Origin of the sequence: Psychrobacillus mangrovi, from assembly GCF_037104765.1 — a bacterium.
GTDB classification, from domain to species: domain Bacteria; phylum Bacillota; class Bacilli; order Bacillales_A; family Planococcaceae; genus Psychrobacillus; species Psychrobacillus mangrovi.
The window spans coordinates 42188-65175 of sequence record NZ_JBAWSY010000019.1 but is presented as its reverse complement, the minus strand read 5'-3'; the positions used below and the strand labels follow the sequence as shown (position 1 = coordinate 65175).

At 36.0% G+C, this 22988-nt stretch carries 23 protein-coding genes and 1 riboswitch; of the genes, 19 read left to right on the top strand and 4 right to left on the bottom strand.

Annotated elements, in window-relative coordinates:
- Positions 1-267 precede the first annotated feature (267 nt).
- The 4 genes from WAX74_RS17600 to WAX74_RS17585 all read left to right on the top strand — a co-directional run bounded on the left by WAX74_RS17600 (position 268) and on the right by WAX74_RS17585 (position 6199).
- Positions 268-1350, top strand: a complete 1083-nt coding sequence (locus WAX74_RS17600) for a transposase (RefSeq protein ID WP_336498971.1) — start codon at positions 268-270, stop codon at positions 1348-1350.
- A 60-nt stretch (positions 1351-1410) separates the two neighbouring features.
- Positions 1411-3408, top strand: a complete 1998-nt coding sequence (locus tag WAX74_RS17595; RefSeq protein ID WP_336498970.1) for a Mu transposase C-terminal domain-containing protein — start codon at positions 1411-1413, stop codon at positions 3406-3408.
- Positions 3392-4288 carry a TniB family NTP-binding protein gene (locus WAX74_RS17590; protein ID WP_336498969.1) on the top strand — a complete coding sequence of 299 codons (897 nt, stop codon included), beginning with the start codon at positions 3392-3394 and terminating at the stop codon, positions 4286-4288. The genes WAX74_RS17595 and WAX74_RS17590 overlap by 17 nt, the downstream gene beginning before the upstream one ends.
- A 66-nt stretch (positions 4289-4354) precedes the next feature.
- Entirely contained in the window at positions 4355-6199 is a 1845-nt protein-coding gene (locus tag WAX74_RS17585; RefSeq protein ID WP_336498968.1) for a TniQ family protein, read from the top strand.
- A 78-nt stretch (positions 6200-6277) separates the two neighbouring features.
- Here the strand turns inward: WAX74_RS17585 and WAX74_RS17580 are convergent, their stop codons facing one another.
- A complete protein-coding gene (locus WAX74_RS17580; protein ID WP_336498967.1) occupies positions 6278-7036 on the bottom strand; it encodes a DUF6710 family protein in 759 nt (252 codons plus the stop codon).
- Positions 7037-7333: 297 nt separating this feature from the next.
- On the opposite strand from WAX74_RS17580, the gene WAX74_RS17575 reads away from it, so the two are divergent.
- Together WAX74_RS17575 and WAX74_RS17570 are read left to right on the top strand one after the other, a co-directional pair.
- Positions 7334-7888 carry a hypothetical protein gene (locus tag WAX74_RS17575; protein WP_336498966.1) on the top strand — a complete coding sequence of 185 codons (555 nt, stop codon included), beginning with the start codon at positions 7334-7336 and terminating at the stop codon, positions 7886-7888.
- A gap of 1 nt (position 7889) precedes the next feature.
- Complete coding sequence (locus WAX74_RS17570; protein ID WP_336498965.1) at positions 7890-8051, top strand: hypothetical protein; 162 nt, start codon at positions 7890-7892, stop codon at positions 8049-8051.
- Positions 8052-8310: 259 nt separating this feature from the next.
- Here the strand turns inward: WAX74_RS17570 and WAX74_RS17565 are convergent, their stop codons facing one another.
- Positions 8311-8568 (bottom strand): hypothetical protein, encoded by a 258-nt coding sequence (locus tag WAX74_RS17565; RefSeq protein ID WP_336498964.1) that lies wholly within the window; start codon positions 8566-8568, stop codon positions 8311-8313.
- Positions 8569-8986: 418 nt separating this feature from the next.
- Between WAX74_RS17565 and WAX74_RS17560 the strand changes: the two genes are divergently transcribed.
- From WAX74_RS17560 to gcvPB, 11 genes are all read left to right on the top strand, one after another.
- Positions 8987-9268: a hypothetical protein gene (locus tag WAX74_RS17560; RefSeq protein ID WP_336498963.1), complete on the top strand. Its 282-nt coding sequence runs from the start codon at positions 8987-8989 to the stop codon at positions 9266-9268.
- Entirely contained in the window at positions 9249-10313 is a 1065-nt protein-coding gene (comGB, locus tag WAX74_RS17555) for a competence type IV pilus assembly protein ComGB (RefSeq protein ID WP_336498962.1), read from the top strand. The genes WAX74_RS17560 and comGB overlap by 20 nt, the downstream gene beginning before the upstream one ends.
- Positions 10314-10340: 27 nt before the next feature.
- Positions 10341-10679: a competence type IV pilus major pilin ComGC gene (gene comGC, locus WAX74_RS17550; RefSeq protein WP_336498984.1), complete on the top strand. Its 339-nt coding sequence runs from the start codon at positions 10341-10343 to the stop codon at positions 10677-10679.
- On the top strand, positions 10657-11094 hold the full coding sequence (gene comGD / locus WAX74_RS17545; protein WP_336498983.1) for a competence type IV pilus minor pilin ComGD: 438 nt from the start codon (positions 10657-10659) through the stop codon (positions 11092-11094). The genes comGC and comGD overlap by 23 nt, the downstream gene beginning before the upstream one ends.
- The gene (locus WAX74_RS17540) at positions 11087-11395 is read left to right on the top strand and encodes a hypothetical protein (protein ID WP_336498961.1); all 309 of its coding nucleotides are present in this window, start codon (positions 11087-11089) and stop codon (positions 11393-11395) included. The genes comGD and WAX74_RS17540 overlap by 8 nt, the downstream gene beginning before the upstream one ends.
- Positions 11374-11829: a competence type IV pilus minor pilin ComGF gene (gene comGF, locus WAX74_RS17535; protein WP_336498960.1), complete on the top strand. Its 456-nt coding sequence runs from the start codon at positions 11374-11376 to the stop codon at positions 11827-11829. The genes WAX74_RS17540 and comGF overlap by 22 nt, the downstream gene beginning before the upstream one ends.
- A complete protein-coding gene (locus WAX74_RS17530) occupies positions 11807-12001 on the top strand; it encodes a hypothetical protein (protein WP_336498959.1) in 195 nt (64 codons plus the stop codon). Before comGF ends, WAX74_RS17530 begins: the two co-directional genes overlap by 23 nt.
- Positions 12002-12027: 26 nt before the next feature.
- Positions 12028-12540 (top strand): shikimate kinase, encoded by a 513-nt coding sequence (locus tag WAX74_RS17525; RefSeq protein WP_336498958.1) that lies wholly within the window; start codon positions 12028-12030, stop codon positions 12538-12540.
- Between the two features lie 117 nt (positions 12541-12657).
- Positions 12658-12752: riboswitch (glycine riboswitch) on the top strand.
- 157 nt (positions 12753-12909) lie between these two features.
- Positions 12910-14013 carry a glycine cleavage system aminomethyltransferase GcvT gene (gene gcvT, locus WAX74_RS17520; RefSeq protein ID WP_336498957.1) on the top strand — a complete coding sequence of 368 codons (1104 nt, stop codon included), beginning with the start codon at positions 12910-12912 and terminating at the stop codon, positions 14011-14013.
- Positions 14014-14038: 25 nt separating this feature from the next.
- On the top strand, positions 14039-15385 hold the full coding sequence (gcvPA, locus tag WAX74_RS17515) for an aminomethyl-transferring glycine dehydrogenase subunit GcvPA (RefSeq protein WP_336498982.1): 1347 nt from the start codon (positions 14039-14041) through the stop codon (positions 15383-15385).
- Positions 15378-16838 carry an aminomethyl-transferring glycine dehydrogenase subunit GcvPB gene (gene gcvPB, locus WAX74_RS17510; RefSeq protein WP_336498956.1) on the top strand — a complete coding sequence of 487 codons (1461 nt, stop codon included), beginning with the start codon at positions 15378-15380 and terminating at the stop codon, positions 16836-16838. The genes gcvPA and gcvPB overlap by 8 nt, the downstream gene beginning before the upstream one ends.
- Positions 16839-17409: 571 nt before the next feature.
- Here the strand turns inward: gcvPB and WAX74_RS17505 are convergent.
- Together WAX74_RS17505 and WAX74_RS17500 are read right to left on the bottom strand one after the other, a co-directional pair.
- Positions 17410-18678 carry an ATP-binding protein gene (locus WAX74_RS17505; RefSeq protein WP_336498955.1) on the bottom strand — a complete coding sequence of 423 codons (1269 nt, stop codon included), beginning with the start codon at positions 18676-18678 and terminating at the stop codon, positions 17410-17412.
- A gap of 74 nt (positions 18679-18752) precedes the next feature.
- Positions 18753-19112, bottom strand: a complete 360-nt coding sequence (locus WAX74_RS17500) for a rhodanese-like domain-containing protein (RefSeq protein ID WP_413788992.1) — start codon at positions 19110-19112, stop codon at positions 18753-18755.
- 126 nt (positions 19113-19238) lie between these two features.
- Here WAX74_RS17500 and WAX74_RS17495 point away from each other — a divergent pair, with 126 nt between their 5' ends.
- Both WAX74_RS17495 and WAX74_RS17490 read left to right on the top strand, forming a co-directional pair.
- Complete coding sequence (locus WAX74_RS17495; protein ID WP_336498953.1) at positions 19239-20075, top strand: lipoate--protein ligase family protein; 837 nt, start codon at positions 19239-19241, stop codon at positions 20073-20075.
- A 157-nt stretch (positions 20076-20232) separates the two neighbouring features.
- The gene (locus tag WAX74_RS17490; RefSeq protein ID WP_336498981.1) at positions 20233-22797 is read left to right on the top strand and encodes a vitamin B12-dependent ribonucleotide reductase; all 2565 of its coding nucleotides are present in this window, start codon (positions 20233-20235) and stop codon (positions 22795-22797) included.
- Positions 22798-22988: the final 191 nt, after the last annotated feature.

Here is a 22988-nt window from a genome sequence, read left to right as displayed (position 1 = left end):
TCATATTGTCCTTGAGACAGGGACTCGACTTCTGTTAAATAATCGTCCGTACGAAATAGCAGCGGAAAAAGAAAAAACACCTATACGTTATTTGATAGAGAGTTTCCCTCGATCAAAAAAATATTTACAAGGGAGGAGATATTGCAGTTACTAGAGGAGGGAGAGCAGCTTAATGAAACAGAAGGAAAGAAAGAAGGATCATCCTTCCGTTGATCAAGGATATACGTTCATTAGTTAAATTTGAAACAGAAAAGAGGCAAAAATACGATGAATGAAAAACAACCATCAGGTCTAGAGAAACCAACTCATCCATTACAAGAAGTGCAAGCAGTTTTCGCAAAATTAGATTTATTTGTAGAGGATGACAAGGAAAGGCGTCCGCTTGGACGACCTTGGATAACAAGTATAGTGGATGTTTACACAGGATACCCATTAGGGTTTTACACTGGGTTTGAAGCCCCATCCTATACATCTGTTATGAATGCGTTAAATCATGCTATTTTCCCTAAAACCTATTTGAAAGATAGATACCCAGAAATAAAGAACAACTGGGTTGCTTATGGAATACCTGAAATGTTGTTAGTAGATAGAGGGAATGAATTTGCTGGCGATCACTTGTTTAATGCTTGTGAACAATTGGGGATTGACCTATTTGTATGCCCAGCAAAAGACACTTATTTTCAAGGGGCAATCGAACGTCATTTCAGAACTATCAACCAAAGTTTACTTCATAAAACATTTTGGTCGAGTGCATCCTTATCGGCATTTGAAGAAAGCGAATTTAATTGTTCAACAGTCAGTTACAGTACACTTCTAGAATGCATTCATGTATGGATGGTTGATTTGTATCCTATTTGTTTTAACAAAAGTGTAGGTGGAGTACCAGTTAAACTTTGGAAAGAGTCTCGGGTTGTACCTTCTAGTGTTGCTTCGAAGACCGCATTAATGAAAACAGGCAACGGAAGAATTACTGGAATGGGAATTCGTTTTAAACAACTCTATTATCAATCAGAAAAACTGGTGGAATTTCTACATGAATATACTGCTAAGGGTCGAAAAAATTCATTGGAGATAAAATATGATCCGACCGATATTTCTAAAATATTTGTCTATGACCCTTTGGCTAATTCTTATTTTGAAGTTTTGTGTTTAAACGAGGAATACTCGGAAGGTTTAAATGAACATACCCACAAAGCAATACTAGATAAATTCGAAGAGGAGAAGATTGATATCGAAGCAATTAGAGCTGTAAGGTTTAAAGTGGAACAATTGATTGCACGTGTAGAAAAACTTTTGTTGAAAGAAAGAAAAAAAGCTGAGGGAGCTTGGAGAAAAGGAGAACTAAAATGATGCATTCCCGCCAGCGTGGATTAGAAAATAATGCATCTTCCATCAGAAGGAGGGTAATTCATGAGGTTATATATTGGGATCGGAACAAGGTTTAAGTTGAATGAACGATTCTTTGAGGTAGAGGATGAACTGGAGAGGAATGTTTATCTAGCTAAAGATTTGGAATTCGGAACGGTTAAGAAAAAGTTTTCTTTAACCGAACTCTATAAGTACCTGGAAGCAGGCACCTTACAATTTCAACATGGCGATAAGGATAAAAAAGGTGTGAGACTTGATTTTCAAGACTTTTCTATGTTGCCTGTAAGTGAACAAGAAGATGCAAAATATAAATACTTTGTTATTGAGCCATTGTTAGAAGTGAAGGAACAAAAATTAAGACCCTACATCAAAGACCGCATTGAAAAGTTACTGAAACAGGGTTATGAGGTATCAGAGAGGTCCATTTATCGATGGCTATTAGACTATAAGAGATCAGATGGTAGTATTCATTCACTTGTGAGTAATACACGGAACTCAGGTCCAAAAGAAAAAATGCTTCAAGCGGAAGTAGAACTCATCATTGATGAAGTATTGGAGACCTATTACCAGAAAAGGGAACGTGTTAGAGCTGTTGATGTGCATCACGCGGTTATAAACAAAATTGATCTTAAAAATCTCGAACGTAAGGAGGATGAGGAGAAACTAAGACATCCTTCCATTTCAACAATAAAAAGGAGAATAGATGATACAGATTCGTACGATCGGGACATAAAGAGACTGGGGCATGCAGAAGCTAGAAAGAAACATGGAAGTTCCAAAATTTTGGATAAACCAAAGCACCCACTGGAAAGAGTGGAAATAGACCATACGAAGCTCGATTTGATCTTGGTAGATAAGAATGGCAATACACTTCAGCGACCTACCGTGACAACTGCTTTAGATAAATACACGGGATATCCCCTCGGTGTTTATGTGGGTCATGAGGATCCCTCCTACACAGCCGTGATGTACTGCTTGCTGCATGCCTTTGCACCAAAGACGTATCTGAAAGAACGGTTTCCCAGTGTTAAAGGTGAATGGCTTGCTTATGGTCTGCCCGAATTATTGGTGACCGACCGCGGAAAAGAATTTAAGAGTAAACATCTGTACGAAGCATGTTTTCAACTAGATGTACAAGTCGTCCACAATCCACCTAGGAAACCTTGGTATAAAGGAAGTATAGAGCGACACTTTCGAACGTTAAACGAGGGACTTGTCCACCAGTTACCAGGTACTACTTTTTCGAATGTCGTGAAAAAGGGTGATTACGATTCAGAAAAAAACGCGGCGTTAACGCTCGAAGATTTCCTGGAACTCCTCCATATTTTTATCGTGGATATCTATGCAAAACAGAAGCGAGGAAATAAACTTTCTCCTGCAAAGATGTGGGAAAAGGCAGTAGATAATGGGTTCACTCCTGCTATTCCTCCTTCTAAATTAGATTGGAAAGTGGCGTTAATGAAATTAGAATATGGTTCTATTCAAAGTACTGGTATACGAATGAATCATCTGTTTTACCAATCGGAAGAGTTGAAAGCCCTCAGAATTAAACTGGGCGTGAAAGGCAAAGGAAACAAAGTGAAGTTCAAATATGATCCGAGCGATCTTTCCAAGATTTACGTTTATGATGAACTGAACCTGTTATACGTGGAGGCTCTGAACACAGATCAAGAATATTCACGGAATTTAAACGAATATTCACATAACCTATTTGTGAAAGAAGCAAGGATTGAAGCGAATGGCAGTGTCAATTTAAGTGAGATTGCAGCAGCCAAAGCAAGATCCAGGGAGAAGGTAGAAAGCGCAAACCTAACGAAAAGGGAAAGACAACAAGCGGCACGAATGGCTGGGGATGGTTCGAACAAGTTGTTGCAGAACAAGGAGGTTGCTGAAGAGGTAGAAGGAACGCCAGAAGAGGAAAAGGAAATAGTTGAATCAGCTACTAAAATAGCCGAAGTGTCACTGGAGAAGACCGAATATTACGAAAATGAAGAGATCGATGATACAGAATGGGAGGCAGTCCATGTCAAGTACTCATGAAGAAGTTTCGTTATTAACAAAAGAAGAAAAATTGAAAGCAATTGATACGCTACGTATTGTACACCCTGAATTTAAAAAGGCACTTGATTTAATCAGAATGTGTCATAAAACGCACCAAAATTATAGTGAACCCCAGTGTTTATTGATTACAGGTAACTATGGCACGGGCAAATCATCCATTATGGAAATGTATCTACAAGAACACCAAAGAATTGTTCCATTAGAGCGAACCACCAAAGTGGCAATTTTAGCAGGTGATATTCCATCTCCAACCACTATCAATACCTTTTTAGAAAGTATGCTAGATCATCTCGATGAATCAAATCCTACAAAAGGGACTATCGGAAATAAACAACATCGACTTATCAAGTTAATTGGTGATTCAGAAGTTGAATTAATCATGTTAGATGAGTTTCAACATTTCGTTAACAAGGATGGCAATGACAAAGTTAATCAAAATGTAGCGGATTGTTTTAAATCGATTATTAATTCGACAAAAGTTCCTGTTGTGTTGCTGGGAATGGATGAATCGGAACGAGTGCTGACGGCAAATGGGCAATTAAAAAGACGTTTTTCGTTTAATTATCACCTAACAGGTTATCGTTGTAACAATCCAAAATCCACCGATAATTTTCGAATATTACTAAACAACATTGATAAAAGTCTTCCGTTTGAAAACCTGGCAGGCTTGAAGGAAAGAGGAATGTGGGAGAAGTTCGAGGGTGCGACCAAAGGAAATATGAATGCAGTAATGAAGCTGATTCGGACGGCAGCAAACTTTGCGGTGGAGGAAAATCAGGAAAAGATTGGTGTTGAGTACTTCGCAGAGTCGTTTGACATGCACTCCTCTATTATGAACGGCAGAAATCCGTTTAGGTAAAAGGTAAATACATTGCCCCATATGCAGGTTATGGGGCAAATTTTTTTGAAAGAGAGGTACAGGAAGATGTATCAAAAACTTCCCTTAAATAGAGACAAACCCAAAGAACAAGAAAGTCTTTACTCCTTTTTGCATAGGTTGGCAATTATCAACCATTATGACCACTTGGGGTCTATGTTTACGGAGTTTAAATCCGCCGCTTATGATGAAAATTGCAATGAAATCCATCCCGACTTGTATTGGGTAGATTTTGTAACGGACTTGTTAAGTAAGATGAAGATAGATATCCAGCCATTAATCGTCAATCAATTTGACGACTTACTCATACGCGAAGATATAAAATCCAATAAGCGGCGCGCCAAATATCGAAAGCATTATCATCGATACTGTACCAAGTTTTGCCCAGAGTGTTTGAAAGAAGATTTTTTTCATCGTATATACTGGGATGTAAGTTATGTGACTACTTGTGTCAAACATAAAAAAGAGCTAGTTGTAGCGTGTAAATGCAGTAGATATGTTCCTTTATCCCGATTAGTGCGGAATCTATGTCATTGCGGCAAGAAGTACACGGCAATAAGAGCTAAAAAAGTGGATGCTGTAACATTAGAGGTGCAAACTGCATTTCAGGAATTTCTTTTAGGCGACCGCCAGCAAATAAGTAGAGAAGACCAAACATATTTAACAAAGGATGAGTATCTCGATTTTTTTTACGCGTTTAGCTTGTTGGTAAGAGGGATAGATTCGAACGTATTTGCCGCATCTCGTCTGTTTCGCTTAAAGGATCCATTTGATATGGTTGGTCCGAATATAAAAAAAATTGACCTAAACAAATATAATCTGATAGTCAATACGTTACATTTTCTGACGCTGCATCCATCAAAGGATTTTACCAATCTCATTGAAGCCGTAGAAGAAGCAGATAAGCAACTGAAACATGCGTCCTCCACAAAAGTAAAGAAAAATAGGATTACAAATAAAGTCTTTAAGCATACTAAGGGCACATACTATCACGAGATTTATTCCGATTATTTAAATAACAAAAAGGATGTATATATTAACCAGAGATTTGCTTTGCCGCCTTTGATAAAGAAAAAGAAATTTCTAACCACAGGTGAAGCCTTGCTGTACATTAATACGGAATTTAAGACTGTGATGAATCTGTGCAAGCACAATTTAATTAAACTGCATGTTACAGAAAAAAACGGGAAGAAGATATCCCTAATAGAGCGCGAGAGCATTGACGCATATTTAAATATGAAGAAAACGAGTTTCACATTGGATCAAGCGATAAGATACTTAGGGCTAAATTTCAGGCACATGAATGCATTGGTCGAGTCAAAATTGATAAAGCCTATTCATGGTCCAAGTGTCGATGGGTATGAACGATGGTATATCCCTAAGACAGAGATTCAACGTTTTGAAAAAGAACTTCAAAAGAAATATCTTCCGTTTTCCTCTGATATAGAAAGAGAAGGTATCACTATTCAGAAAGCCTGTTTTAAACTTAGGAGTGATCAAATGAATGTGGAGGATATTTATCAACTGATTTTTAATGATAGATTACGAGTCTTTCATGACGGAAATCCTAATTTAGTAGATGGGTTAAAAATCCTTGATGAAGATGTTAATCAACTGATGAAAGAATTATATTATAGGAGAATAAACGAAAAAGGGTATTTTGGAAAAGAACTTCAGCGGGCTTGTATCGCGCATCAAGAAAAGATCAACCAATTATTGAAAGACAAAGTATTGACAATCGACTCTGTTGATAAGAACGGTAAATATCCACCGAAAAATTATATTAAAAAGCAGCAGGTTATGGACTATTTATCTACTTACAAGAATATGAGTGATCCGCTTATCGAAGTACATTTAAAGAAAGTTGAACTTATATTCGAGCCAAAAGGCTAATATAAAATGGTAGTCTCTTAGATTATATCCCGAGTAAAGGGTGGCAGGTTGTTTATCTAGGATTGTGGAGTTTCGCTTTTAATAACTTATGGAATGCTCGGTCATTATACGACCTATTTCAAAAATCGCCGCAAACTCAGCATTCACAACTGGAGAAATAATACTGCCATCTTCTTTTCGGTAATAATTAACGCCATTACAATACACATATTCATACACATCACTAATATCATACACATTCTCAGGGATGATTGTACCTTTACCTTGTATAATTCCAGTCGATATGGAATGATTTCCACTAGTGACCCATGCAATTCCCATCGGTAACCATAAATCAACCATATGATTACGGTGATCTTGACTCCATTCTCCCCGTTTTCTTCCTTCCCCAATTTGAGCAATACACGTAACCAACCTCGATCTTTTCCATGACCAAGGCAATACTAGGTCTCGATTTAATGAAATTACTTTTTCCGTTTTTACTTCTCTCATTACATCCTTAAAATTAATATACTTCTTAGAAATTCTGGATAAGGGATCGAAAAGTACTTCTTGTGGAGACAAAGTGGGTATTCGTGCTTCGTCTCTTGGGTATAACAGATTGGTTAAATACTGAGTTTGAAGCTGTCTTCCGATCAATCGAACAACATCGATTAAGGGATGTTCTGTCTCTTCATTTTTACTCTCTTTAACATTCATTGATTCGTTTAATACTGATCTTGAAAATTCCATCATGCTATCGAAGTTGTTTTTGATTTCTATATTAGTTGGAGGGGTATGTATTCTTTTTGGGCGCTGTTTGATGGCTTTCGCATGTTTATTCCTAAACGTAAACAAATTACTTCCTCCTTCATATGTACAATAAACATATGAAGTTAATGGACTGTACATTACACGTTTGTTTTCCATGATTGGTGAATGAACTAATCTTGGTATTTCCGAATGAAAAAATTAGCTGGGAAGGGCTTGACCATGAGGGATATAGAAAATAAGAAAAATGGGAAGTTAACAATAGGTAACTATGAATTTGCATAGTCTATGAATTTATATATTTTATTGCAGATATTTTTTTCTTGACAGTATGTTTCATTGTTATATATTAGATTAAACTGAAGGCGAAAGGGAAATGCGGGAGTGAAGGGAATATTAAAAAAGTACAACCTATTAAACATCCAAAAAGAAGTTAGTAGGATACAATATGAACTGCTGATATTAACAGAGATTAGAAAAGTTGAAGTTGCAACAGGAATTAATTTAATGTCTGGATTGGAAGAATTAAATCGCATTTATGGGGAAAAAGCAAGAATTAGAATTAGTGAACATTTAAGAGAAATGCGTAACACTTCTCAAGAATATTTACATATACACACTCATCCAGAGAATTCGCCACCGTCACCAGAGGATATAAAAATTTTTTTACAAACAAAAGAAATCAAATTTATGATTATTTTTGGTTTAATGAATGCTACTTATTTTATGAGTAAAAAAGATACGTTTGATATTTCTGAGGAACAAATTAAAAAAAGTTTATATGACAATATGCAAACTTTAGAAGAAGCAGAAAAGTATTCGAAGAAATATAACGAAACAAAAGATATTAAATATATAGAGGATTTATTTGAACGTACGTGGAGTGTCACTTGCGCCGAATTCGGTATTAATTTTCACATAATTAAAGGGGGGATTTGATATGTGCAATAGAAAAATCGAGAGAGAGCATGATAACCAGGAAGAAAAGGAAATATATCTAACTGAAATGAAGTTAGATGAATTTTTGGGTATTCCGAAAGAAGAAATACATCGAATGTTTGAACAAATGGGAAATAGAGAAGCAAAACACAAAAAAAATTAATATATTTACAAGTTGTTTTAAAGAAAACAATTTGTAATCAACAGTTGAAGTCTATCTCATCCTTACTAAAAAACGCTCAGAACTTAGCCTCTGAGCGTTCTTTTTTCTTGATGACCTATTCAAGTAAGTCTTATAAATGATATAAAAGGTTCTTTGGGTTGAGTGAGCCGAAGGTTAATAGATTACTATTTTTAAACCAAAGATTCGAGAAGCTATACATTTCGATTCTTTGGTTTTTTTTACGAATACTACTCCTTTCTTACAGTTCTTTATTGCTTATAGGTGTTCTCCACCATTTAATAATGCTAGTAAACTTTAGGCGGTCCCAAATAACAAATAAAAGCCATACCACGATCCCAGCCATCGCAATGGTAATTGTGTAAGGAAAGAATACAACAGCCAAAACAATATCTCCTTTTGTGAAATCAGTTATTTTGTCTTTTGACACCAGATAACAAAAGCACAATAATCCAATAACAAAATATGCACCACAACAGATTGCTAAAAATTTCTCCACTATTTTCCCTCCTTTTTTTCTAGTCTAAAAAGTGACACTTTACTTGTTCATTTAGAAATTACATATCCAACCGAAAAATCGAGAAGTAATACAATTCAATTTTCGTTTTTTACATACCTTGTTCCCGACCGATAAAAAGAGTGCTATCAACTCCTCTATTCAAGAATTCTTCAAAATGAATTCTTTTCCTGTTGTCAGGGACAATCAAATGTTCTTCTTTATCGTAAGGAAACTTAGATTCTTTTCAAGTTAGGAACTCGTTGTGTTTTTCCCTCGCCACGCTTTTGATTTGCGTGTCGCCAAAGAGGAAGAATGAAAATTTCCCCCGCCACGCTTTTTGCACAACTTTAGTTGTGTCGCCAAGCTTTGATTTTTTTCAAGACAGACATGTTGGAAGACATACCACGTTTCATGCGATTTGTTCCATTATCTTCGCCAAACTTTTTCGAGGATAACACTTGGTATTTCAGCTGAAGAATTAAAGCAAACAGTTATTGGTTTAGTTGCGCAAAAACTAGTTACCGTTTCTTATGCTAAACAGCCAGAATTATCAGCGATTTTTGAAATTATTTCAGACGAACTATTGATGGAAGCTTTAAACTCTCTACTATCAGGAGCAGAATTTAAGATACCTTATTCGTTAACACTTTCTTATCAAATAGAGAGAGGTGTGCGTGAAGGTGTTATTCAAAAAAATTAATGACTATATAGTTCGTAGAAGTGAAACAATTCCATCTCCCATTCAATCTTCCTTTTTAAAGAGATTAAGTGACCTATTACAGGAAGGTTATACATTCCATGAGTCAGTCTCAATGTTATTGCCATTTCATGTAAAAAACTCTGATGTAGTCATTCAAAAAATGACGCAAGTGCATAAAAACGGTTTAAGTGTTACAGAAGTATTTAGGTTGTTAGGGTTTCCTGATCGTCTTTTGCTTCCTATAAATTTGGCAACAACTCACGGGAAACTTCAAGAGACAGTATCTGTATTAAGTGTACAAGCAGCTATTTTTGAAAAGGCAAGAAAAAGGTTAAATAGTTTATTAATGTACCCATTATTTTTATTTGTAGTAATTTTCCTTTTGTTTACGATCTTTAAAATTTATTTCTTGCCTAACATGGAATCATTACTACATACGAGGGCTACTGAAGATGCTGATAGTTCTATTATTTGGACAAGTGTATTACTGCAATTGCCTAATTATTTTTTGATTGGTCTATTGTTTTTTTCTGGCGCAATGTTGTTTTTAGTGAAAATGATAAATAGGAAAAAAATAGAGGTTCAGATATCTCTTTATTTAAAAATACCGCTAGTAAATAAATGGTATCGCCTCTTTTTGACAAGAGTTTTTTCTAGAGAAATGGGGGGGCTATTAGACAGTGGTATGTCATTGCAGCAAGCATTTGATTCATTGATCAAACAAGAAGAACATAAAACGCTTCAGTATATAGCAATGCAAATGAAAGAGAAACTAGTACATGGAGAGTCATTTTCTAATGCTTTATTGTTATTAGACCATTTTACTAACGACTTCCATCAATTTGTAACTCATGGAGAACTTAGTGGTTACTTAGGAAGAGAGTTGAGTTTGTATAGTGAGTTTGTAACAGAAACAATAGAAGCAAAGTTATCGAAGTACTTAAGTATTCTACAACCTACACTTTTCTTAATACTTGCCATTTTTATTGTCGGAGCATACTTGGCTATTATGTTACCAATTTATGAAATGATCAATATTGTATAAAAGGAGAAGGATCTATTGAGAAAACTAATGAAAAATAACAAAGGATTTACTTTAATAGAAATGATGATTGTTTTACTTATTATTTCTATTTTAATTTTAATAACAATACCAAATGTGACGAAACATTCCGCATCCATTGATGACAAAGGGTGCAAAGCTTTTGCCAAAATGGTAGAGGGTCAAATTCAAGCATACAAAATAGAGTTTAAAAAAATTCCAAATGTAGAGGATTTAACTAAAGAGGGTTATCTAAAAGGAATTGAGAGCTGCCCGAATGGTACGGAAATTATCATTGATGAAAAAGATGGAAGTGTAACGATAACGGGAGCAGTAGTTATTGAAAATGAAACAATGCCTTTTGCGTGAAAATGGATTTACATTTATCGAAATGCTACTTGTTTTATCTATCGTAATGGTGATGTCTACCTCTATAATTTTTGTAAGTACTTCTAAATTTGAGAGGATGGAGGAAAAACGATTTTTTGAACAATTTCATTTGGATGTGCAAAGTCTCCAAAGTATTGCTTTGTCCGAGAGGAAATATATGAGTTTAGTATTTTTCGAGAACGGCACAAAATATAAAGCAAAAAATGCAAATGAAATATATTTTGAATATGAAATGCCGAAAGGGATACGATTATCTCAAGATAGTTACTTGAAAGAAATAGTTTTTCACCCTAATGGAACCGTAAAAGAGTTTGGGACTCTCTTGTTCGAAACAAAGAACGGATTTAAGAATGTTTATGTTTATATCGGTAAAGGAAGATTAAGATATGATTAACAGTAAAGGTTTTTCCTGGCCAGAAACAATCGTAGCCTTAAGTGTAATTTTTCTAATTGCAACTACGTTACTACCTCTTTTAAGTAATATGGTAGTGCTACTTGAAGAGAAAAAAAGAAAATATCATTCGTCGGTAGTTATAAAAGAGGGTGTAAAAATGTACATCGAAGAAAATTTGTTAGATGGTTCCATGCGGATTGACGAAATCGAATATACATTTTCAATTGATGGTCAACAAATTTGTGTAAATTATGAAGGGATGACTGAGGAGAAAATGAATTGCCTATCGATATCTTATTGAACAAAAATAATGAAAATGGATATACCTTAATTGAAGCTATCATTCAATTATCTGTGCTTATGCTTTTTTCTCATGTATTTGCTATATCTATAGGGTGGTTATATTTGATGGAGGAAACAGTAACAAATCCAACCGAAACAGAGTGGGCTTTGTTTGTAGAGGACGTTGAAAACTATTTAATCGATTTAGATATGATAATAGTGCAAACAGGAAATAAAGGGATACGTTTTAAAAAGAATGGCGATGAATATGATATAGAAATTTATCAAAATCTAATCCGTAAACAAAAAAATAGGGTAGGTCATGAACAAATGTTACTTCAGGTGAAAACTATAAACACAAGCATAGAAGATCGACTATTATATTTTTCTGTCGAGTTTATGAATGGAGTAAAAAAGGAGCATACATTTTATGTTACGTTTAATTCAGAATGAAAAAGGCGTTCTATTACCTGCTTCTATATTACTTCTGTTATTTGTATCTCTTTCGATTTTGTCTGTTTCTGCTGCATATCAATCAAAATACCGAACATATGATTCGTTGGAATTGAACAATATTAATGCTACTATCAAAAGAATAGAAATTTTCAATGCAAACAAAAAATAATACTGGTAGCAGTGAGTTGGTGAATCGTGTACAAAGTATATTTAGTTGGGTTTATGGGTAGTGGAAAAAGTGCGGTTGGGAGAAGACTGAGCTATTTATTGAAGATGCCCTATTATGATATGGATAAAGAGCTTGTCAAAAAGGAAAAAAGGTCCATACCCGAAATATTTGAGCAAGAAGGAGAAGCGTATTTTCGTAAGATAGAAACAGATTTTCTTCAAAACTTTCGTAATGAATCCTGTATTATTTCTACGGGTGGCGGAGTTGCGATGAATGAGGAAAATATTCGCATTATGCGAAAAACCGGGCTGGTTTTGTACTTAGATGCTACTTTTCAAGATATTTGGATGCGAGTGAAAAATGACAAAAACAGACCCGTCGTTCAAAATAGCACGAAAGAGGAACTGGAACAGCTATATAAGAAAAGACGTAGAAATTATAAAAAAGCTGCACATATTACCATATTGACGGGAAATCGTCATTTACGACAAGTTACAGAGTATGCTGGATATCAAGTAAATAGGCTTAAAGGCGAATGAAAATAAATATATTGTAAAAATAGTTCGTGTTTTAACTAATTTATTAAAAAGTATTGCTTACTTTTGTGTTCAATGTTAGGATATAGACAAAGCAAGTGATAAATACAGATTTAGCGGATGAGTATACGGGGAGAGAACGCCTTTAGTGCGTCGCCGAAGGAGCAAATAAAGTATTTTATGAATCTCTCAGGCAAAAGAACTCGTATAGGACGCAACTCTGGAGAGTGCTTTCGTTTAGTATCACGCAAAGCCACCAAAGAGGAAAGCCGTTTCGGTAAACTTTCAGGTGCCAGGACAGAGAACCCCTGTTTTTTTAAAAGGGGTCACTCTGTCTTTTTTTGTGTGAAAATTATAAAGGGGGAGAATTTTGTGTCAGAACAGTTGAAACGTACACCTCTATATGAAGACTATGCAACTTATGGTGGGAAAACAATTGATTTTGGTGGATGGGAATTACCTGTCCAATTTTCTAGCATTAAGGAAGAACATGCTGCAGTTAGAACAAAAGCGGGATTATTTGATGTTTCCCATATGGGAGAAATTTTTGTTAAAGGATCAGCAAGTGAAGATTTTTTACAAAAAATAATGACAAATGATGTTTCCAAATTAGTAAATGGGCAAGCCCAGTATACAGCAATGTGCTACGAAGATGGCGGCATTGTAGATGATTTATTAGTGTATAAAGTAGAAGATAACCATTATTTATTAGTAGTAAATGCAGGGAATATTGAGAAAGATTTTGACTGGATGAAACAATTCGCGACTGCAGGTGTAGAACTAGTAAATAAATCCGATGAATACGGTTTACTTGCTTTACAAGGCCCACTTGCGCAAGCGATTTTACAAAAGCTTACTTCCAAAAATTTAGAGGAAATCGGCTTCTTCCGTTTTGCTGACAATGTAGAAGTAGCAGGAAAATCGGTTCTCGTATCTCGTACGGGCTATACAGGAGAAGATGGATTCGAAATTTATGCGGCAAGTAAAGATGTAAGAGACTTATGGAGCAGCATTTTAGAAGCTGGTAAAGAAGATGGGCTACTTCCTTGCGGACTAGGTGCGCGTGATACATTACGATTTGAAGCTTGCTTACCATTATACGGTCAAGAGCTTTCGAAAGATATTTCACCACTTGAAGCTGGATTAGGTTTTGTTGTTAAACTTAAAAAAGAACAAGATTTCAATGGGAAATCAGTTTTAGCAGCTCAAAAAGAAAATGGTGTTCCGAGAAAAAGCATTGGAATTGAAATGATTGATAAAGGAATTCCACGTACTGGGTACCCAGTGTATGCTGGTGAAAAGCAAATTGGGTTTGTAACTACAGGAACTCAATCGCCAACACTCAAAAAAAATATCGGTTTAGCATTAATTGACGCAACATTTGCTGAAATCGGTAAAGAGTTAGAAGTTGAAATAAGAAACAAACGTTTAAAAGCGGTTACCGTTACTACTCCATTTTACAGAAGAGAAAAATAAGACAAAGAAAGAGGTTGTCCATTTGATAAAGCATCGTTATTTACCAATGACTGAACAAGATCAAAAGGAAATGCTAGATGTCATCGGCATTTCTTCCGTTGATGAATTGTTTGCAGACATTCCGGAGAAAGTGCGTTTTAAAGGGGAATATAATATTAAACCTGCAAAAGCGGAGTCTGCTTTGTTAAAAGAATTATCTGTTCTTGCTGATAAAAATGCTCACAGCAAAAAGTATGCTTCCTTTCTTGGTGCCGGTGTATACGATCACTTTAAGCCTACAATCGTAGATCACGTTATTTCAAGATCTGAATTTTATACTGCTTATACACCTTATCAACCGGAGATTTCTCAAGGTGAATTACAGGCTATTTTTGAATTTCAAACGATGATTTGTGAGCTTACAGGTATGGATCTTGCAAACTCTTCCATGTATGACGGTGGTACTGCACTTGCGGAAGCTGGTAACTTGGCAGCTGGTCACACTCGCAGAAAAAAATTATTAGTTTCTGAAGCTGTTCATCCAGAGTATATTGACGTAGTGAAAATGTATGCAAAAGGTCAAAACGTGCAAGTTGTTACGATTCCTACAAAGGATGGTGTGACTGACCTAGGTAAATTAGAGGAACTAGTAGATGAAGAGACAGCAGCAGTGTTAGTCCAGTATCCTAATTTCTTTGGACAAATTGAAGATTTAGCAAATGTAGAGAAACTAACACATGATCAAAAAGCATTGTTTGTTGTTTCTGCAAATCCACTTGCTCTTGGAGCTTTAACGCCTCCAGGAAAATTTGGTGCTGATATTACAGTTGGGGATGCACAACCTTTTGGTATTTCTGAAGCATTCGGCGGACCGCATTGTGGTTTCTTTGCTGTTTCATCAAAACTTATGCGTAAAGTACCTGGTCGTTTGGTAGGGGAAACGACAGATGAAGAAGGACGCCGTGGGTATGTTTTAACATTACAAGCTCGTGAACAACATATTCGACGTGACAAAGCAACTTCTAATATCTGCTCAAACCAAGCGTTAAATGCACTTGCCGCTTCAGTAGCAATGACTGCACTTGGTAAAAAAGGTGTAAAAGAAATGGCTATTCAAAATATTACTAAGACACATTATGCAAAACAAGCATTTGAAAAAGCTGGATTTGAAGTTCCTTTCCAAGGTCCTCATTTCAATGAAATCGTTGTTAAAGTAGATGGTTCTGTAGCAGATGCAAACAAAACACTTCTTGATAAAGGAATTATCGGTGGTTTCGACTTAGGCCGTGTTATCTCTGACCTTAAAAGTCATGTATTAATTGCGGTTACAGAGCAACGAACAAAAGAAGAAATAGATGCACTCGTGCAAGAAATGGGGGCTCTTTATGCATAAGGATAACCAACCACTAATTTTTGAAATGACAAAAGAAGGTCGTGTAGGGTATAGCCTACCTGAACTAGATGTGCCAGAAATAGATATTAATTCTTTGTTACCACAGGGCTTGCTTCGTGAAGAAGAAGCGGAACTACCAGAAGTATCAGAGCTTGATATAATGCGACACTATACAGCTCTATCCAACCGTAACCATGGTGTAGATACTGGTTTCTATCCACTTGGATCTTGTACGATGAAATACAATCCAAAAATTAACGAATCAGTAGCACGTTTCCCTGGATTCGCAAACGTACACCCATTACAAGACGAGTCAACTGTACAGGGTGCAATGGAATTGATGTATGATTTGCAAGAACATTTAGTAGAAATTACTGGTATGGATGAAGTAACCTTACAACCAGCTGCTGGTGCACACGGAGAATGGACTGCTTTAATGATGATTCGTGCTTTCCATGAAGCAAATGGAGATTCACAACGTACAAAAGTAATTGTCCCTGACTCCGCACATGGTACAAATCCAGCATCTGCTACTGTTGCAGGTTTTGAAACTATTACAGTGAAGTCTGACGAAAATGGATTAGTAGATTTAGAGGATCTTCGTCGTGTAGCTGGTCCAGATACAGCAGCTCTTATGCTTACAAACCCTAATACGCTTGGGTTATTTGAGGAAAGTATTCTAGAATTAGCTGAAATCATTCATGGAGTGGGTGGAAAACTTTACTATGATGGAGCTAACTTAAATGCAGTTATGTCTAAAGCGCGTCCTGGAGATATGGGCTTTGACTGCGTTCATTTAAACCTGCATAAAACATTTACAGGTCCTCATGGTGGCGGTGGTCCGGGTTCAGGCCCAGTTGGAGTTAAAGCTGATCTTATTCCATTCCTACCAAGCCCAGTTCTTGTAAAAGAAAATGATCAGTATAAATTTGACTATAATCGTCCACAGACAATTGGTCGTGTAAAACCATTCTACGGCAACTTTGGAATTAATGTTCGTGCATATACTTACATTCGTTCAATGGGTCCAGATGGTCTTAAAGCTGTAACTGAATACGCAGTTTTAAATGCAAACTATATGATGAGACGTTTAGAAGCGCATTTTGATTTACCATATAATCGCCATTGTAAGCACGAATTTGTACTTAGTGGTCGTCGCCAAAAGAAATTAGGGGTTCGGACTCTTGATATGGCAAAACGTCTGCTTGACTTCGGATATCATCCTCCGACAATCTACTTCCCATTAAATGTAGAAGAAGGTATGATGATCGAGCCGACAGAAACAGAATCAAAAGAAACATTAGATGCTTTCTGTGATGCAATGATACAAATTGCAAAAGAAGTAGAAGAAAATCCTGAAATCGTTCAAAATGCACCACATACGACAGTAATCAACCGCTTAGACGAGACGAAAGCTGCCCGTCATCCAGTGTTACGCTATACTAAAGCTTAATAATAGAAAAGCGATCCGAGATGGATCGCTTTTCAGACTGTCGGCAAAAGGTATCAAGAGGGTGTCCTCTCGATACCTTTTGTCTTTTTAATATGTTTTTTTAGGTAAACAAAAGATGTGTTTTTGCAAGGCATACTCTTCAAGTATTTTTCAATATATTGCTGTTTGGGCTGTGCAAGTGGCGAATTTATTTATATAAATTGCAGCAATAGTTAGTATCGTCTTCATGGCCAATTTTTAAGAACTCTTAAGGTTGTCCATCCTTGATTTGTTTTTTCGTCATTCCGGTACATCACTTCGAAAGTAGTGCTTAACTGCAATGTTTATCTATCCATTTTGAAATAAAACTCATCGTTCATTTCCACTGCGGTCGGACGCTTTCCGCGGGCGGTCCGTGAGCCTCCTCGTCGCTAGCTCCTGCGGGGTCTCACCTGAACACGCTATTCCCGCTGGAGTCGCCGCCCTCCGTTTCAATCAACTGAATGATTCCATGAACAATATAATCTACTAAACTATAGAATATAATGTCCACAGTCTAATATGTCCAATAGAACCTATTTTCTTCTTTGATTTAAAATCCAATAGAATGTTCGTCATTCTCCCATTCTTTTTTCATGGATCTTTTGTTTTGTTTTAGCAACTCTTCAATTCGCTCTTCATATGCCAGTTTTCCATCATAATGCCAATTCAACGCAACCGACATGTACAATTCGTTCAGTTGAGACACGGAAAGTCCTTTAGAGCGTCTAGCCATATCTGTAAATTGTTCATCCGTAAAAATATGTTTAATATCTAACTTTCGCAAGTAGTGTTCTCGTACTTTATCCGAAGGAGATGGTATTTCGTATGCACGGTCAAAACGTCCAGCTCTATTTATAAGCGCAGGATCGATTTTTTCCGGGTAGTTTGTCGTTCCGATGATAAATAACCCTTCTCGAGATTGAACGCCATCTAGCGTGTTTAAAAAGACGGATCTCGTGTATTCAGGCATGGAATCGATATCTTCGATAACAAGAATTGCAGGGGCAAGTCTTGTAACGATGCCAAAGACTTCCTGAATTGAGTGACTTCCAGTAAACTCAGTTATTTGCCAATAAACAACCGGTGCTTTTGTTGAGCCTGTAATAGATTTAACCAAGGTTGTTTTTCCGTTACCAGGACTACCATACAGTAAAATTCCTCTTTTATAGGGTAAGCCATATTCTTTGAAGAATTGTCCGTCTTGCTTAAAGAATTCATCGATAGAACGAAATATATCTTGCTTAATACTATCTGCTAATAATACGTCTTCTCTATTTACAACAGCTTGTTCGCCATAATTTCTTCGTTGGACTCCATTTTCTGTATCAACTAAATAAGTAATGGATTGCATGAGTAATTGTCTTAACTTTTCGTTGATTTCGTTTAAAAATATAAGTGCTTTTTCTGCTGACAGAGAAAAGAAACGATATTCAGGCCAACTATGACTTGATGAATAGTTAAATGATAATGTCATTCCTACATCATATTCTGGAAAGTAGATAAGTTTATTTTCAAAGGTTTCGGTAATTTCTAAACCTGTGCCTACATTTAGAGAAGATTTACTTACAATTTTACCTAAAGGCTGCGTTTCGAATATATAGCCAAGTGTTTCATAGGTTAATAAGTTTTTTTCCATCATATCAAGTAAGTTTGCATCAAGTTGAGTTATTGTTTCTCCGATTGAAATATTTTTCCAATCACCTTGTTTTCTTTCATTTAAGGCCCAAATAATCCTTTTGGAAACAAGTGCAAAGTCCTCATAATTAGGGAGAGTAGTTCTAAAATCCTCGTGATGTGAAAATAACGTTTTCTCTTTCATTCTATACCTCCAGAAAATTTAGTGAGTGTTGAAAGAAAAAAGGTTCCTCTAATGAAAAGAAGAACCTTTATATATTATTTAGATTTAATTTTACCAGTCCAAGTTTTGAATCCGCCTTGAAGTTGGTTTAATTGGGTATATCCTTTTTTCTTAAGGAACATGGCTGCGCGTGCGCTTCTTGCACCGTTTTGATCATATAGATAAACTGGTTTATCAGGACGAATTTCTTTAAAACGTTGTCGAAGCTGAGAAGATGGAATATTTCTAGCTCCTAGAATATGACCTGCATCAAATTCTTTTGGTTCTCTTACGTCGATTAATTGAGCTTTTCGATATCCCTCAATGAATTGTTCTTGCGTAAGGTTTGTAACTGCTTTTTTTAGTCGGAATGCTTGAACACCAGCATAAACTAATAACACAACAATTACTGCTATTAAAAAGTATAAAGTAGTAGACACGGTCTTTCCCCTTTCTATGTTTCCTTATTCATTATAAAAGATTAACTAGATACAATTCAATCTATTTGATAAAATGAATAACGTTGTTAGGGGGAAGATTCGATGGAAAAGACAAAATGGTACTTTATTAATTCCGGACCTTGTAGTCCATCTTATAACATGGCACTTGATGAGGCTTTACTAGATTGGCATAGTGAAGGGTTGATTCCACCAGTAATTCGCTTTTATGAATGGAATCCAGCAACTCTATCGATCGGTTATTTTCAATCTGTTGAAAAAGAAATAGATTTAGATGCAGTAAATCGTTTGGGCCTCGGGTTTGTTCGTAGACCTACTGGAGGAAGAGGCGTACTCCATGAACACGAGCTAACATATAGCGTAATTGTCACCGAGAGCTATCCGGATATGCCAGCAACCGTGACAGAAGCTTATCGTGTGATAAGTGAAGGCTTATTACTTGGTTTTCAAAATCTCGGTTTAGATGCTTACTTTTCCATTCCAGACACAGAAGAGAAAAAGCAAAATCTAAAGAAACCTAAATCCGCTGTCTGCTTTGATTCACCTAGCTGGTATGAATTAGTAGTAGAAGGAAAAAAGGTTGCTGGAAGTGCTCAAACACGTCAAAAAGGCGTTATTTTACAGCATGGTGCGATCTTGTTAGATCTTGATGAAGATAAACTTATCCAGACATTTAAATTTTCTTCTGATGCTCTACGTGATAGAGTAAAAGCTAGCTTATCTAAAAAAGCTGTGGCCATCAACAAAATTAGTCAAAATCCTGTAACAATCGACGAGTGTAAAAAAGCATTCAAAAAAGGATTTGAAGATGCGTTGCAGATTGAATTAGTAGAATTTACCCTATCAGAAGAACAAGAATTATACGTAAACGAGCTGCAAAAAAATCGTTATGATAATAATCAATGGAATTTTAAAAAATAAATTATTTTTTTTAGGAAATTAGTCCGTTGACTATTGCTACATATGACTTTTAGCGGAATTCATATATTTGCAAAACAACACAACATATAGTATGGTTTAAAAATAATCATACACTATATGGTGTGTTTTATTTTTAAATATAAGGGAGGCAATTATGATGGTATTAGCATCTCAGAACAATAATGCAACCATTAACATTGATCAGTTAAACAAAGACATTCAACTATTTCCACAAGTACATCCAATTACAGAAGACATGAAATTGACGCACAAAGGTGTTTCCCGACTAGTAATGATTGACCGTTATTCATTTAAGGATACGGAAAAGAAAACGCTAAAATCAGGAGATTTTGTCGTACTTACTGTAAAAGCAGATCCGAAATTTCCTGCACGTGGCTTAGGTCACATAGTTTCAATCGATCATTCGACAAAAACAGCAGAAGTATTGATTGAAGAAGATTATCGAAGTGCAATTGATGATCAAGATGAACTACAAGAAGGAATTGTAAAACGTTCCCTTAATGTTATTGAGAAACCATTGGAAGTGTATTACGAGCAAATTGCTAAACGTAATGCAACTGGACTAGCTTCGGTCGAAAAAACAGAGGAAAAACGCAAGGAATGGTTTGAAAAGTTCTACCAACAATTAGTTTCACTAAAATTTATTCCAGCTGGACGTGTACTCTATGGAGCAGGTACAGGTACAGATGTTACTTACTTTAATTGCTACGTAATGCCATTTGTTCCTGATTCACGCGAGGGAATCAGTGACCACCGCAAACAAGTAATGGAAATAATGAGTCGCGGTGGTGGTGTTGGAACGAACGGTTCTACGCTTCGTCCACGTAATACACTAGCTAGAGGTGTAAATGGTAAGTCATCCGGTTCAGTATCATGGCTAGATGATATTGCTAAACTGACTCACTTAGTGGAGCAGGGCGGATCACGAAGAGGGGCACAAATGATAATGCTAGCCGATTGGCACCCGGATATTGCAGAATTTATTATCTCCAAAATGCAAAATCCTCGAATTCTTCGTTTTTTAATTGAAAATACGAATGATGCGACTATTAAACAATTAGCGAAGGATAAGCTAAAATTTACACCATTAACTCTTCAAGAAGAAGCAATGTATCAAGGAATAGTTAATTATAAAGCGATTCCTGGATTAGGTGGCTTCAGCGATGATATCATTCGCGAAGCAGAGACAAAACTTCGTGATGGTGGTAATTTTACTGTTCACAATCCTGAATTTTTAACTGGTGCAAATATCTCTGTCACATTGACAGACGACTTCATGAAAGCTGTGGAGGAAGATGCAGACTTTGAACTGCGTTTCCCTGCAATTGAAACATATTCTCCAGAAGAAATGGTATTTTATAACAAACATTGGCATGAGGTTGGAGATGTCCGTGAATGGGAGAAAATGGGCTATGCTGTTCGAACATATCGCACAGTAAAAGCAAAAGATTTATGGAATTTAATTAATATTTGTGCTACTTATTCTGCAGAGCCAGGTATTTTCTTTATTGATAATGCAAATGAAAAAACAAATGCAAAAGCGTACGGACAAAAAGTTGTTGCTACGAATCCATGTGGTGAACAGCCGCTTGCACCATATTCTGTATGTAACTTAGCAGCTGTTAACTTAGCTCAATTTGCAAACAAAGGAACAAAAACGGTAAACTTTGAAGCATTAAGAGAAACTGTAAGTGTTGGAGTTCGTATGCAGGATAATGTAATAGATGCTACTCCATATTTCTTAGAAGAAAATAAAGTACAAGCTTTAGGAGAAAGACGTGTAGGTCTTGGGGTTATGGGACTAGCGGATCTTCTAATTTATTGTGAAAAAGAGTACGGATCTGAGGAAGGAAATATTCTCGTTGACGAGGTATTTAAAACGATTGCTATTGCTGCCTATGAAACTTCAGCTAACTTAGCGGTAGAACGAGGAAGTTTCCCATTTTTAACGGCTGAAACAGAAGAAGAAACAAATCGCCTTCGTAAAGCATTTACAGAAACTGGTTTTATGCAATCTATGCCAGAGGAAATTAGAAACACTATATTAGAAAATGGAATTAGAAATTCACATTTACTAACAGTTGCACCAACAGGATCTACTGGAACAATGGTAGGTGTCTCTACAGGCTTAGAACCTTATTATTCTTTCACATATTATAGAAGTGGACGTTTAGGAAAATTCATTGAAGTAAAAGCTGATATCGTTCAAGAATACTTACAAGCAAACAGACATGCTGATGAAAACGATTTACCTGAATGGTTTGTTACTGCTATGGAGCTAGCTCCAGAAGCTCATGCTGATGTTCAATGTATTATTCAACGTTGGATTGATAGTTCTATCTCCAAAACGGTAAATGCACCAAGAGGCTATACAGTTGAACAGGTAGAAGGTGTATATGAACGTCTATATAGTGGTGGAGCTAAAGGTGGAACTGTTTATGTGGATGGAAGTAGAGATTCTCAAGTTCTAACCTTGAAAGCGGAAGAAAATACGCTTGACGATCATAGACAAGAAGAAAAGGTATTTGAAAAACGACCTATCGTTTTAATTGATACAATACAAGATTTACGTTCAACAAATGTTACAATCGGTTCTGAAGTAGGTAACACTTGCCCTGTTTGCCGAAAAGGTACAGTAGAAGAGATGGGCGGATGTAACACATGCACTAATTGTAACGCACAATTAAAATGCGGATTATAATATGATAATAAAAAACACATTGTAGCTTTGAAATAAAGTTTGATAAAAACAACCTCTTTGGTATTCTTTACCAAAGAGGTTGTTTTTTTATTTTTTCAAACAGGAGGGAAAATGCAAAGAGTTACCTTGGTAAGATGAAAGATTTAGATTTAAATGAAAAATTATTCTTCGGTTATGATAATGATCATATA